This is a genomic window from Rhizobium sp. R86522 (assembly GCF_042466255.1).
Taxonomy (GTDB): Bacteria; Pseudomonadota; Alphaproteobacteria; order Rhizobiales; family Rhizobiaceae; genus Allorhizobium.
The window spans coordinates 2,928,804-2,942,837 of sequence record NZ_JAXHBX010000001.1 but is presented as its reverse complement, the minus strand read 5'-3'; the positions used below and the strand labels follow the sequence as shown (position 1 = coordinate 2,942,837).

The window sequence follows — 14,034 nt, the reverse complement described above, 5'->3', positions numbered from 1 at the left end:
CGCAGACATGTCCTGTGAAACCAAGACGACCTGCCCCTATTGCGGTGTCGGCTGCGGCGTGATCGCCGCAGTTGACGACGAGGGGAAGGTCAGCGTGCGGGGAGATCCAGACCATCCGGCCAATTACGGTCGCCTTTGCTCCAAGGGGTCGGCGCTCGCCGAAACGCTCGACCTCGAAGGTCGCGCGCTTCATCCGGAAATCCATGGACAAACCGCCGGCTGGGACGAAGCGCTCGATCTTGTTGCCTCGACCTTCCAGCGGACGATCGCCGATCATGGCCCCGATTCCGTCGCCTTCTACCTCTCCGGGCAGTTACTGACCGAAGACTATTACGTCGCCAACAAGCTGATGAAAGGCTTCATCGGCTCCGCCAATATCGACACCAATTCCCGCCTGTGCATGGCCTCCTCGGTTGCCGGCCATCGCCGTGCCTTCGGCGCCGATACGGTGCCCGCCTGTTACGAGGACCTGGAGCTCGCCGATCTCGTCGTCCTGGTCGGCTCCAACATGGCCTGGTGCCATCCGGTCCTCTATCAGCGCCTGGTGGCGGCCAAGGCTGCCCGTCCTGCCATGAAGGTGGTCGTGATCGATCCCCGCAGAACCGCGACCAGCGACATCGCCGACCTGCATCTCGCGGTCCGGGCGGACGGTGACATCGCCCTTTTCAACGGTCTGCTCGCCTATCTGGCGGAAACAGGCGCGATCGACGAAAACTATGTCGGAAAGCACACCTCCGGGTTTGGCGAAACGCTGCTCGCCGCCTCGCGCGGAAGCATGGCGGATCTCTCCGATGCCACCGGCGTGTCCGGTATGCTGCTGCGCCAATTCTTCCGCCTTTTCGCCCAGACTGAGAAGGTCGTCACCTGCTACAGCCAGGGGGTCAACCAGTCCTCCGTCGGCACCGATAAGGTCAACGCCATCCTCAACTGTCACTTGGCGACAGGCCGGATCGGTCGACCCGGAATGGGGCCGCTGTCACTGACCGGCCAACCCAATGCCATGGGCGGGCGCGAGGTCGGCGGGCTCGCCAATATGCTCGCGGCCCATATGGCGATCGAGAACCCAGAGCACCGCGAGCGCGTGCAACGCTTCTGGAAATCGCCTGCAATCGCGCAGAGACCCGGCCTCAAGGCTGTCGACATGTTCGAGGCGGCGGCCGATGGGCGGATCAAGGCGATCTGGATCATGTCGACCAATCCGGTTGTCTCAATGCCTGATGCCGATGCGGTGAAGGCAGCCCTTGAGGCCTGTCCCTTCGTGGTCGTCTCGGACATCCAGAAAGATACCGACACGGTCCGTCTCGCCCATGTCCTGCTGCCGGCCAGTGGCTGGGGCGAAAAATCCGGTACGGTGACGAATTCCGAACGGCGGATCTCTCGGCAGAGGCCATTCCTGTCCGTTCCATGCGAGGCCCGCGCCGACTGGTGGCAGTTGGCTGAGGTCGGCAAACGCTTGGGCTTCGGTGCTGATTTCGCCTATCGCGGTCCTGCCGATATCTATGCCGAGCATGCGGCGCTCTCCGCCTTCGAAAACGACGGCGAACGGGATTTCGACATCGGTGCGCATGCCGGAATTGTCGACCTCGACTACGATGACCTCGCACCGTTCCAATGGCCTATGCGTCAAGACGGATCGAAGGCTGCCCGTTTTTTCGCGGATGGTGGCTTCTTCACTGCGGACCGAAAGGCGCGCCTCGTGCCTGTTGCGACGCCTGCGCTTGAAGAGGCGGATGAGCGCTATCCCTTCACCCTCAACACGGGCCGGATCCGCGATCACTGGCATACGATGACACGGACGGGGAAAAGCGCCCGGCTGTCTGCGCATATTGCTGAACCCTTCTGCGAGATCCATCCGGGGGACGCCGCGAGCGCCGGCATCAATGATGCCGATCTCGTCTGTGTCGAAGGCGCAAACGGCAGATCGATCATCTTGCGAGCCCTGCTGACCGAACGGCAGATGCGCGGCGCGATCTTCGTGCCCATGCATTGGACGGGCGAGACAGCACCCAGCGCCCGTGTCGACACCCTGGTCTCCTCCCGCGTCGATCCGACCTCCGGCCAACCGGCGTTGAAGATGTCCCGCGCGTCCGTCACCCGCCACGCGGCGAAGGCCCATGGCTTCCTGGTATCGGCGAGCCGTCCACTCGACCTTCCATTCACCTACTGGGCGATCGCGAGAGCCGAAGGCGGCTACCGCGTGGAATTTGCCGGAGACCCGCCCGCCGAGGGCTGGGAGACCTGGCTGCGGCGCAGCCTGCAGCTTGAAGATGATCATGAGTTCTCCGGTTACATAGACCAGCGAGCCGGTGACCACCGCCTGCTCGCCTTCGAGGGAGAGAGGCTTGTGGCTGGCCTGTTCGTCTCTTCGGACCCTGTTTCGGTGTCGCGGCAATGGGCGGTCGATCAACTCACGGAAAGCCATCCGGATCGCAGTGCGCGCTCCATGCTGATTGCCGGTCGACCGGCTGCCGGCCGACCCGACAAGGGGGCGATCGTATGCTCCTGCTTTTCGGTCGGCATCAACCAGATCAACGCGGCCGCACGAAGCGGCTGCCGGTCGGTCGAAGCCATCGGCGTTGCCTTGAATGCCGGAACGAATTGCGGCTCGTGCCGCCCCGAAATCAGGAGGATCCTCGATGCGACGCAACCCATTGCCGCCGAGTGACGGACAGGAGCGCATTTCGGCGCTCGCCAAGCTTCCGGTGTTCTGGAACCTTGCCGGCAAACGGGCGGTCATTGCGGGAGGATCGGATGGCGCTGCCTGGAAGGCAGAGCTATTGCAGGCCTGCGGCGCTGCCGTCGAGCTCTACTGCGAAACCGATGATCTCGGCGAGACGATGACAGCGCTGATCGAGCGGACATCCCTGATCCACCATGCCCATCCCTGGCATTGCGGCATCTTCACCGGGGCCTCGCTGGCGCTCGCCGACTGCGAAACCGAGGACGAGGCGCGTGCCTTCTTCTGTGCGGCGCGTGCGGCGGGCGTGCCCGTCAACGTGATCGACAAGCCAGCCTTCTGCCAGTTCCAGTTCGGCTCGATCGTCAATCGCTCGCCGGTGATCGTCTCGATCTCCACCGATGGCGCTGCCCCCATCCTCGCCCAGGCCATCCGCCAGCGGATCGAGACACTGCTCCCTCCATCTTTGAAGCAATGGGCAAGCCTTGCTCAGTCGTTGAGAGAAGCAATCAATCGCCGTCTGGCACCGGGCGGGCCAAGGCGTCTTTTCTGGGAACGCTTCGTTGCCCGGAGCCTTTCGACCAACGAACCGCCCAGGGAAGGGATCGCTGACGATCTGCTCGCCACGGCGGAGCAGATCGCAACTGAGCCGCGCACCGGTTCTGTGACCTTGGTCGGCGCTGGTCCAGGAGATCCTGAGCTTCTGACGCTGAAAGCCATGCGGGCGCTGCAGGCAGCCGATGTCATCCTGTTCGACGATCTCGTCTCGCCGGAGGTTCTGGAACTGGCCAGACGCGAGGCGAAACGTTTCCTCGTCGGCAAGAGGGGCGGTCGAGAGAGCTGCCGTCAGGATGACATCAACGACATGATGGTGCGCTTCGCGAAATCAGGCAAACGGGTGGTTCGGCTGAAATCGGGTGATCCGATGATCTTCGGTCGCGCGGGAGAAGAGATCGCACGGCTGGAGAGCGAGGGAATTGCCGTGGATGTCGTGTCGGGCATCACCGCAGCCTCGGCCATGGCGGCGTCGCTCAAGACGTCGCTCACCCACCGTGATTACGCCCAGCAGGTCCGTTTCGTCACCGGCCATTCCCGGCACAACGAACTGCCTGGAACCATCGACTGGGGCTCACTCGCCAGGCCGAACCAGACTTCGATCTTCTACATGGGGGGACGCATGGCTGGACAGATCGAACAGCGCCTGAGGGATAACGGCATGACGTCTGACACGCCTGTCGTTGTGGTCTCCTCAGTCAGCCGCCCGCAAGAACGTCGCTGGGCAGGCTCTCTTGGACGCCTAGCAGATGCCATGCGGACAATCGGCGTCGACGAACCTGTTCTGATCGGCGTCGGCGCAGTGTTCAGCCGGCGAGCCGAAGCTACGGTTCTCAACCACGAATCCCTTTCTCAGGAACAGAGGTTCGGGCCCATTTGACCAACGTGAGCGAACGCCTTTTTGAAGTACTAGCGCTGTTGCCGTTTTGGGCGCGCCAGAGCTAGCGTTCTAGAGGGTCTCCAGCCGATTTTGCGAGACCCGTTTTAAGCACGAGGAGTGGCTGGAGATCAGCAGCCAGGATTCCTCATGTTGAGAAGGCGTCGCTTTTTTCTGTGATAAACAGACGCTGTTTTCCGCGGAAAAACGGACTTGAAACGGCCTGCCTGGATAAGCTGGATTCCCGCATGATTTCAACGGATTAGAAATATAGCCTATGATTTTCCTCTGTTTTCCCGCCACGAGCGACCGTGGATGCAATCTTTGTGCCCTGGCTTTGGGCCGACGTCAACATGGCGGGAGAGCGGCAATTATTTCCGCTCGGGAGTGCAGAGCCGGAGGTGAGGTTGACACTCAAGCAGCAGTGAAGCGGCTTCATTTCCGGCGTTCGGCTTGCAGAACAATAGCCCAGAAGAGACCGTTCGCCCCATGATGCTCAAGGGCTAAATGCGCCGGTTTTCCTGTGTAGGCTATTGCTGGTGAAACAATCTGTTACCTTCTCGACACAAACTGCAGCCCAGCCCTCTGCTAAGTGAGGAGGGCTGCGCTATGAATGGACTTGCGGAGAGAATACCCTTGGATGCCTTAGCCGAAATTCTGATCGTTGACGATGACGGCCAGATCCTGATCCTTGTGGCAAAGTTCCTGAGGGCAAACGGGTTCCGTGTTCACACGGCGCGTAACGGGGTCGAGATGGCCGAGACTTTGAAGCGGCTTTCAGTGGATCTAATTGTCCTTGATCTGATGCTCCCGGGCAAGAACGGGCTGGAGATCTGCCGTGAACTCCGTCGCACTTCCTCCGTCCCGATCATCATGCTGACGGCCAAGGGTGACGAGACGGATCGCATTATCGGTCTTGAGGTCGGGGCTGACGACTATCTGCCCAAACCCTTCAATCCTCGCGAACTGCTGGCACGCATCGGCGCGGTGCTACGGCGGACTCGCACGGCTGGCAACCCGACGACTGAGCGTGCCGGTCGGAGCTTCAGCTTTGCTGGATGGTCGCTCGACACCATGAAACGTGAACTGACCGCACCGAGCGGCGTGGTCGTGGATCTTTCAACGGGGGAATATGACCTGCTGCTCGCGTTTCTCGAAGCGCCACAACGCGTTCTCAGCCGTGAGTTCCTCTTGGACGCGGCCCGCAATCGTGCGATCGAAGGCTATGATCGGTCTATCGATGTTCAGGTCAGCCGCCTGCGTCGCAAGCTCGACGGGCGTGAGGATCTTATCAAGACAGTGCGCGGCGCGGGTTATCTCTTTGCGACGGATGTCGTCCGTGCATGATGTTCGTTCCGAAACACGGTTACAAGGCTGGTGGCGGTCGATAGACAGCCTGAGACTGCGGACAGCCCTCGTCGTGCTGTTTGGCATCTCTCTCGTCCATTTTGGAAGCCTCTTCACTTACCACCAGAGCCTGGAAAAAGAACTGGACCTCGCAAATGAAGTCCGGCTTGCAGACCAGCTACTGACAATCAAACGATCCGTCATGCGTGCGCCGCTCGATGAACGGGAGGATGTCGCGCACGACTTCTCCGGCGGTTCGATAGACGCCCATTGGGGTTCAACTCCCTATGCGGTTGAGGGTGATACCGCTGGCCAGAACTGGGAGCCACTTCGTCGCAACCTTCGAGCACTTGCTCCCGAAATCGCCGAAGACGGTCTAATCATCGGGCCGGATAACCAGGCAGGTGATGATCCGCATCTGGCAGTCGTGTCGATCAAGCTCCCCGATGCGTCGTGGATCAACGTCAATCTGGTCTCCTGGGACCGCAAGGTGCCGCCGCCGGGAGGAATGCTGGTTTCGACGACCTTGATGGCTCTCGGGGCAATCATCGTCTCCATGCTTCTGGTGCGTTGGTTCACTCGTCCTCTGACTGCTGTCGCTACCGCGGCCAAGGATTTCTATCGAGGCAAGACCGTCGTGCCCGTTGCGGAAAAGGGTCCGCGGGAGGTGGTTGAACTGGCCGTCGCCTTCAACGACATGCAACGGCGCATCGAGCGATTGATCGAAGATCGCACCCAAGCACTCGCAGCCGTTTCGCATGATTTGAAGACGCCGATCACACGACTGCGGTTCAGAGCCGAGGATCTGGCCGATGGTGTCGCGCGCGACGCAATGGCCGAGGATTTGACTGAGATGGAGCGGATGCTCGATCAGACGCTGTCTTTCCTTCGCGGTGATCGTAGCGACGAGGAACTGAAGCCGATCGACATCGTCGCGATCCTTGAAACTCTCGTCGATGATGCGGTCGATCGCGGCGCATCCGTCGAGCTTTCCGGTGCTGCTCATGCAATTATCACGGGGCGTCGGCTGGCGCTCAAGCGAGCCTTTTCCAATCTCATCGAGAACGCACTCAAATACGGTAAGAGGGCGTGGGTCGAGGTCGATGATCGGCGATCCGACGTTGTCGTCACAATCGGTGATGAAGGCCCCGGCATCGCAGCAGAGAACATCGAACGAGCCCTTTCTCCCTTTGTTCGGCTCGAGCCGTCCAGGAACCTTGAAACCGGCGGTTTCGGGCTCGGCCTCCCGATTGCCCAGGCGATCATTGACGGGCATTCCGGTACGCTTCGCCTGGAGAACGGTCAAACGGGAGGGCTGGTCGTCAGTGTCATCCTCCCGAAGGACTCGCCAAAATCATCCTGAAACATTCTGTAACAATCGGGACATCGACGGACAAAGAGGCGCAGCTACACCGAAGCAAATCAACTTTTGCTCAGGGTTACGATGGTCGACCGATTCGCCTCTGTCCTCGCTGGAATTTGCCTTTCCATCACAGGACTTGCTGCATCCTCCGCTGCGGCCCATGAGGGCCATGATCACGGCGCTCCGCCTCCGCCTGTCTCCACCACGATCGCACCGCGCGCCGACGCTTCGACGGCCGATCTTGAGCTGGTTGCTGTAGCGCGCGGAGAGCGGCTGGAAATCTTCCTCGACAGCTTCAAGGGCAATGAACCGGTCGACGGTGCGATGCTTGAAATTGACGGCCCTTCAGGAACGCTGACAGTCGAACCTGCGGGCGAGGGGACCTACGTGGCGAATGCGCCATGGCTGACAAATCCCGGCTCGTATGATCTTGCCATCACCGTGATGGCCGGAGACGTCTTCGACGTCCTGACAGTCACCATGGTGATCCCCGAGATGGCCAGCACCGCCGTGCCAGTGGTTGCCGCTGATGGTTTCCTGATCAGTTCGGCTTTTGCGCAGGACGTGGGCGCGCGGCTGCAGCGACAGGACATGACACTGTGGGCCGTCGGCGGTGGCGGTATCGTGGTCGGGCTTCTCCTTGCTGCACTCTTCCGCCGCCGCAAACCTGCCGGATCTGTCGCTGCGATCGCGGCAGCCCTCGTGCTTGCCGGAGCACCGCAGTCCGAGGCCGCTGGTCCTGCAGCACTCACGGCGCAAGCAGCCGAACGGGATGTCGCCCAGCGTTTTGCCGATGGTTCGATTTTCGTGCCGAAGACAACCCAGCGCATCCTTGCCATCCGCACGATCTTCACGGAACAGGCCGCCCATTCTGGTACCGTCGAGTTGCCGGCGCGTATCATCCCAGACCCAACGACATCCGGCTATGTACAGGCATCCGTGTCGGGAAGGCTTCTGCCGCCTCCCGGCGGCTTCCCCCAACTCGGCACGCGTGTCGCCGCTGGCGATGTACTGGCGCTGGTCCAGCCCTCACTCAGTGCCGCTGATCTGACGAGCCAGCAGCAGCAGGCCCGAGAGCTCGACCAAGAGATCATGCTGGTCGAACGAAAACTGCAACGCTTCGAGCGGCTTCAATCGGTGGTGGCGCGCGCCGAGATCGAGGATGCAACACTGGAACTCCAGGGCCTGAAGGCACGGCGCGCCAATCTGGAACAGGCACCGACGGCGGCTGAAAAACTGACCGCACCCGTATCAGGCGTCATCGCTGCGGCCCAGGCCGTTGCAGGACAGATCGCAGAGCCCAACACCATCATCTTCCAGATCATCGATCCCAGCCGTTACTGGGTTGAAGCTTTGAGCTTCGACGCGCATTCGGTCACTGGTATGGCCAGAGGCAAGTTCATGGACGGCCGGACCGCCGAACTCACCTATCGAGGAAGCGGCCTTGCCGATCGTAATCAGGCGATCCCCATACACTTCAGCGTTGAGGAGACGCCTGATGGTATTCGCGCCGGGCAATTGCTGACCGTCTTGTCGTCGACCACGCAAGAGCGCGCAGGCATCGCTGTTCCGCGCACGAGCGTGCTGCGTGCCTCAAACGGCCAGTCGCTCGTCTATGAACACACCAATGCGGAGCGTTTCGTACCGAGAGAAGTGCGCACGGAGCCGCTGGATGGCGATCGTCTTCTCATCGTGTCCGGGGTCGAAGCCGGAAAACGCATCGTCACACAGGGTGCCGAACTCCTGAACCAGATCCGCTGAGGCTCCGATGTTCAATTTTCTCGTTACCCAGTCGTTGCGGAATCGGCTTTTCGTTCTGGCGATCGCGGCCGTCCTGATGATATACGGGGCGTTCACGGCCACACGTTTGCCCGTCGATGTCTTCCCAGATCTCAATCGGCCGACCGTCACGATCATGACGGAGGCCGAGGGGCTCGCACCGGAGGAGGTCGAACAGCTCGTTACCTATCCGCTCGAATCCCAGATGAACGGCCTTCCCGGTGTGAGCCGTGTCCGCTCGACTTCGGGCGTCGGTCTCTCGATTATCTATGTCGAATTCGACTGGGACACGGATATCTATCGCAACCGCCAGCAGATCGCCGAGCGTCTGTCACTCGTGCAGCCGCAATTGCCCGCCAATGTCGTGCCGCAGATGGGACCGATCAATTCGATCATGGGTCAGGTCATGCTGATTGCTGTGACCGGGCCTGAAACCATTTCGGCCATGGAGTTGCGGGAACTGGCCGATTTCACTGTCCGACCGCGAATCCTTAGCATTCCGGGTGTCGCCCAGGTCATTCCGATCGGGGGCGAAGTTCGCCAATATCGCGTATCTCCGAACTCCGCCGCCATGCGGGCACTCGGCGTGTCCTTCGAACAGATTGAACAGGCTCTCGCGCAGTTCGGCTCCAACACCGGGGGCGGCTTCACAGACCAGTACAGCCGCGAGTTCCTGATCCGCAATGTCGGCCGCACTCAAAACATCGAGGATCTGGCGAGCGTGGTGGTTGCCAGTGTCGATGGCCAGCCGGTTCTCCTGCGGCAGGTCGCGGAAGTCGGATTTGCACCACGCCTGAAGCGCGGAGATGCCGGTTACCAGGGGCAGTCTGCCGTCATCGTTTCGGTAGAAAAGCAACCTGATATCGACACTGTCAAATTGACCCGCGAAGTCGAGGCAGCCCTTAGCGAAATCAGCGCCACATTGCCCGCGGGCGTCAAGGCCGATCAGGTCCTGTTCCGGCAGGCCAATTTCATCGAGACTTCGATCGGAAACGTGCAGAAGGTTCTCGCCGAGGCAATCGTCGTTGTTGCCATCATCCTGTTCGTCTTCCTCCTGAATACCCGGACGACAGCGATCTCGCTGACGGCTATTCCGGTATCCATTCTGGTCACCGCTATCGTCTTTCACCTGCTCGGGTTGTCGATCAATACGATGACGCTTGGCGGGTTGGCGATCGCCATCGGCGAACTGGTGGACGATGCCGTCGTTGACGTGGAAAACATCTTCCGGCGCCTGCGGGAAAACCGGGAAAAGGGCAATCCTCGTTCGGTGTTCGACGTCGTCGTCTCCGCAAGCCAGGAAGTCCGCTCGGGCATCGTCTACGCAACGATGATCATTGTTCTGGTCTTCGTGCCCTTGTTTGCCCTGTCAGGCATTGAGGGCCGGCTCTTCGCGCCGCTCGGTCAAGCCTACATCATCTCCATCCTCGCTTCGCTCGTGGTCTCGATCACGCTGACCCCCGTCATGGCCTATTACATGCTGCCGGGCTTGAAGCGTCTCGATGAGCATGAGGGCGTGGTCGTGCGGGTTCTCAAACGCGCCAACCGTCGGCTGCTCGACTGGTCATTCCGCCATCCGAAGATCTTGATGTCGACCGTGGTCGCGGGTGTCGTGGCAGCGGTTCTGTTTGCCACCCAATTGCCGCGCTCGTTTCTGCCGCCCTTCAATGAAGGGACACTGACGATCAGCATGCTCTTTAACCCCGGCATCTCGCTTGCCGAGAGCCATCGGGTCGGCCTGATCGCAGAGCGGTTGATCATGGAAGTGCCCGAGGTCGAGCAGGTGGGCCGTCGCACGGGACGCGCCGAACTCGACGAACATGCAGAGGGCGTCCACTCGTCCGAAATCGAAGTGGCGCTCGCTGCAGACGGTCGGTCCAAGGACGAGATCATTGCCGATATCCGCTCGCGACTTTCGGTCCTGCCCGTCGCGACCAATGTCGGCCAGCCCATCTCCCATCGCCTCGATCATATGCTCTCGGGCGTGCGGGCGCAGATCGCACTCAAGATCTTTGGCGAGGATCTCGACAGCATCCGCGGCTTTGCCGAGGAGTTTCGTGGCAAGCTGGCTGAGATCCCTGGGATCGTCGACCTGCAGGTCGAAAAGCAGGTTCGCATCCCGCATCTCGAGGTCATTGTCGATTACCGGCGGGCTGCCCTTTACGGCATCCAGCCGGCGGCCGTGACCGAGCAGCTTGAGCGCCTGTCGAACGGGACGGTCGTGTCCCGCATCGTCGACGGCAACAAGCGGTTCGACGTCGTGCTGCGTCTCGAGGACGAGACCCGCAGCACCAAGGGGCTATCGGATCTCCTCATCGAGACGCCTGCAGGCTGGATCCCGGTTAGCCAGATCGCAGAAGTCCGCGAGACGGATGGCCCCAACCAGATCCTGCGCGAAAACGGCAAGCGTCGCGTCGTGGTCCTTGCCAATACCGACGGCGAAGCCGACATGGCCACGGTCATTGCCGAGATCCGAAAGGTGATCGCGACCTCGACCCTGCCACCCGGCTTCTTCGTCAGCCTTGAAGGGACCTTCCAGGCGCAGGAAGAGTCGATGAGGACGATCGGTCTCTTGTCCATCATCTCGCTGACGATGGTGTTTGCGATCCTTTATTCGCGTTATCGCTCGGTGCTCTTCGTCTCGATCATCATGGCGAGCGTGCCGCTTGCGTTGATCGGCTCGGTCACCGCGCTCTGGATTGCCGGCCAGCCGCTTTCTGTTGCCTCGATGATTGGCTTTATCACCCTGACCGGCATCTCGACACGGAATGGCATCCTGAAGATCAGCCACTACATCAACCTCGCGATCCAGGAAGATCTGCCGTTCGGCAAGGAACTGGTCGTGCGGGGCTCGCTGGAACGTCTGACCCCGGTCTTGATGACGGCCCTGTCTGCGGGTGTCGCCCTGATCCCGCTGATGATCGATGCGACCGCACCTGGCAAGGAAATCCTCCACCCGGTCGCGATCACGATCTTCGGAGGCTTGGTCACAGCGACCGTACTCGACACGCTTCTCACGCCGACGCTGTTCCTGAAATACGGTCGCAAGCCTCTGGAGCGCCTGGTCGAGCAGGCGCGCCGCCAGGCCAGCGATGCACAGCAGTCTGCCGGATCAGCCACCCGAACTATTGAAGCCTTTTAGTCCTGCCAGGAGAACTCCATGCGTCGCAGCCTGCTTGCCCTGTCCCTCATCGCCGTCATGACGGCTCTTCCCGCTCATGCACATGCACCACGCCCGGGTCCGAACGGCGGCCTCAAGGTAGATGCCGGGGCAAACCATCATGTCGAACTGGTCGCCACCGGGACGACGGACATGACGATCTACCTCTTCGACGCGGCCGACCAGCCTGTCTCGGCAACCGGACACACAGGCAATGCAATCCTTTTGATCGACGGCGCTGTTCGTCGGTTTGCGCTGTCTGCTGCTGATGGCAACCGCCTCACGGGGACTTCGCCCGTTCCGGTCAATCCGGGTGTCAAGGGTGCGATCCAGGTGATCACCCCGGACGGGACCACCGCGCAGGGGAAGTTCTAATCTCGGAAGCGCGCGAGGGAGAGTGGTAGGATCCTTGACTTGGGGCAAAGATGTCACGCCATCGCCGTGCCAAGATCAGGTCATCAACTGTCTGGAGCCCTGCCGTGCATCTCCCTTCATTTTTGGGGGGGGCTAACCGAAGGTCGCAGGAGAGAGAATGAGACGCAGACAGTTTTTGGCTGTGGCTGCCACGGTGGCTATGACACCCGCCACTGGCTTCGCCGCAGCGCCATCGGTCATCCTTCATAAGGATCCCAATTGTGGCTGCTGCTCATCATGGGGCGATGCTTTCACCAAGGGGGGCTTCTCGGTTCGCGCTGTTGAGGAACCGGACATGGATCACGTCAAGCAGCGCTTCAAGGTTCCGCTGTCCGTTCGAGCCTGCCACACAGCGGAAGTACAAGGCTATTTCCTTGAGGGACATGTGCCGATCGATGCCGTGAGAAGGCTGCTCGATGAACGACCACCCCTGGCCGGGCTCGCAGTCGCAGGAATGCCATTGGGTTCGCTCGGCATGGGCGGTTCGCCGGAACCCTACGACGTCATCGCAATTCCGCGCGATGGGGGTGAGATGTATGTTTATCAGTCATTCAAGCCGGACTGACAGGAGCTGCTGCTTTTGCAGGCTACAGTCCAAACGACTGGAGGATCGGGCACGGACCGCTCTTCCCAGATGAGCACTCTGCAACCAGGCGCTGGAGCGCGTCGCGGGTCCGATTGAGCTCGGCGATCCGCGTTTCCAGCGCGATTAGCCGCGCCTTTGCTGCCTCGCGTGCCCGCTCCCTGTCATCTCCGGCATCGAGTTCGAGCAGTTCTCGTATCTCCTCCAGCGTAAAACCAGCGGTCTGGGCCTGCCGGATGAACTGCAGACGCCTCAGATCCTCAGTTCCATAGCGCCTGCCACCCTCGAGACGCTTAGGGGTCTTCAGAAGACCCTTGCGCTGGTAGAACCTGACCGTCTCCACGCCGACGCCGCCGGCTGATGCAAATTTTCCGATTGTCATGTCCATGGGGTGTTGACTCCGTACCATGGTACGGAACCTATGGTCTTGCCAACTGTTTCACAAGCCAAAGGAGACGTGAAATGTTGGACAGAGTAACACCCTCGACTACAGCGAAGAAAGCCGTCCTCTACCGGATGGTGACTGCGGAGCATACGTGCCCGTACGGCCTGAAAGCCAAGGACCTGCTCAAGCGATCAGGCTACGAGGTCGAAGACCATCATCTGAAAACGCGCGCGGAAACGGACGAGTTCAAGCAGGAGCATGACGTCCAGACAACGCCCCAGGTTTTTATCGGCGGAAGCCGTATCGGAGGCTATGACGATTTGCGGCGGCACTTCGGAAAGCCGGTTGCAGATCCCAAGGCGACGACCTATCGGCCTGTCATCGTGCTGTTTGTCTTGACTGCCCTGATGGCAACGGCAGCAAGCTACGCCGTTCTCGGGACGCCTTTCACCATCAAGGCAGCCGAATGGTTCATCGCCTTCTCGATGGTCGTTCTGGCCATGCTCAAGCTTCAAAATGTCGAAACCTTCGCGACGATGTTCCTGAACTATGATCTGCTCGCGAAGCGGTGGGTGCCATACAGCTATATCTATCCCTATGCCGAAGGACTCGCGGGCGTCCTGATGGTCGCCGGCATCGCGAACTGGCTGTCCGTTCCCGTGGCTCTGTTCATTGGTGGCATTGGCGCAGCTTCGGTCTTCAAGGCCGTTTACATCGACAAGCGTGAGCTGAAATGCGCCTGCGTCGGTGGATCGAGCAACGTACCGCTCGGGTTCATCTCACTCACCGAGAACCTGATGATGATCGCGATGGCGGTGTGGATGGCATTGGCCTACTCCGGGATCATGCCAGGACATCAAATGTGATAACCTAGCCATCAAACGAAACGAGGAT

The 14,034-nt window shown here is 60.6% G+C and carries 10 protein-coding genes; 9 read left to right on the top strand and 1 reads right to left on the bottom strand.

Annotated features, from left to right (window positions below; genetic code table 11):
• Positions 1 to 7 precede the first annotated feature (7 nt).
• The 8 genes from SJY08_RS14325 to SJY08_RS14290 all read left to right on the top strand — a co-directional run bounded on the left by SJY08_RS14325 (position 8) and on the right by SJY08_RS14290 (position 12,737).
• A complete protein-coding gene (locus SJY08_RS14325; RefSeq protein WP_377276472.1) occupies positions 8 to 2,665 on the top strand; it encodes a molybdopterin-dependent oxidoreductase in 2,658 nt (885 codons plus the stop codon).
• Positions 2,637 to 4,112, top strand: a complete 1,476-nt coding sequence (gene cysG, locus SJY08_RS14320; protein ID WP_377276470.1) for a siroheme synthase CysG — start codon at positions 2,637 to 2,639, stop codon at positions 4,110 to 4,112. The genes SJY08_RS14325 and cysG overlap by 29 nt, the downstream gene beginning before the upstream one ends.
• A gap of 633 nt (positions 4,113 to 4,745) precedes the next feature.
• Positions 4,746 to 5,456, top strand: coding sequence for a response regulator (locus SJY08_RS14315; RefSeq protein ID WP_377276468.1), 711 nt, complete (start codon positions 4,746 to 4,748; stop codon positions 5,454 to 5,456).
• On the top strand, positions 5,449 to 6,819 hold the full coding sequence (locus tag SJY08_RS14310) for an ATP-binding protein (protein ID WP_377276466.1): 1,371 nt from the start codon (positions 5,449 to 5,451) through the stop codon (positions 6,817 to 6,819). Before SJY08_RS14315 ends, SJY08_RS14310 begins: the two co-directional genes overlap by 8 nt.
• 81 nt (positions 6,820 to 6,900) lie before the next feature.
• Positions 6,901 to 8,580, top strand: a complete 1,680-nt coding sequence (locus SJY08_RS14305; RefSeq protein ID WP_377276464.1) for an efflux RND transporter periplasmic adaptor subunit — start codon at positions 6,901 to 6,903, stop codon at positions 8,578 to 8,580.
• Positions 8,581 to 8,587: 7 nt separating this feature from the next.
• On the top strand, positions 8,588 to 11,740 hold the full coding sequence (locus SJY08_RS14300) for an efflux RND transporter permease subunit (RefSeq protein ID WP_377276462.1): 3,153 nt from the start codon (positions 8,588 to 8,590) through the stop codon (positions 11,738 to 11,740).
• An 18-nt stretch (positions 11,741 to 11,758) separates the two neighbouring features.
• Complete coding sequence (locus SJY08_RS14295; protein WP_377276460.1) at positions 11,759 to 12,133, top strand: hypothetical protein; 375 nt, start codon at positions 11,759 to 11,761, stop codon at positions 12,131 to 12,133.
• Between the two features lie 157 nt (positions 12,134 to 12,290).
• Entirely contained in the window at positions 12,291 to 12,737 is a 447-nt protein-coding gene (locus tag SJY08_RS14290; RefSeq protein WP_377276458.1) for a DUF411 domain-containing protein, read from the top strand.
• A 22-nt stretch (positions 12,738 to 12,759) separates the two neighbouring features.
• On the opposite strand, the gene SJY08_RS14285 is transcribed toward SJY08_RS14290, so the two are convergent.
• Positions 12,760 to 13,164: a MerR family transcriptional regulator gene (locus tag SJY08_RS14285; protein ID WP_069042124.1), complete on the bottom strand. Its 405-nt coding sequence runs from the start codon at positions 13,162 to 13,164 to the stop codon at positions 12,760 to 12,762.
• 53 nt (positions 13,165 to 13,217) lie between these two features.
• Between SJY08_RS14285 and SJY08_RS14280 the strand changes: the two genes are divergently transcribed.
• The gene (locus SJY08_RS14280; protein ID WP_377276455.1) at positions 13,218 to 14,006 is read left to right on the top strand and encodes a MauE/DoxX family redox-associated membrane protein; all 789 of its coding nucleotides are present in this window, start codon (positions 13,218 to 13,220) and stop codon (positions 14,004 to 14,006) included.
• The last annotated feature ends 28 nt before the right edge of the window (positions 14,007 to 14,034 follow it).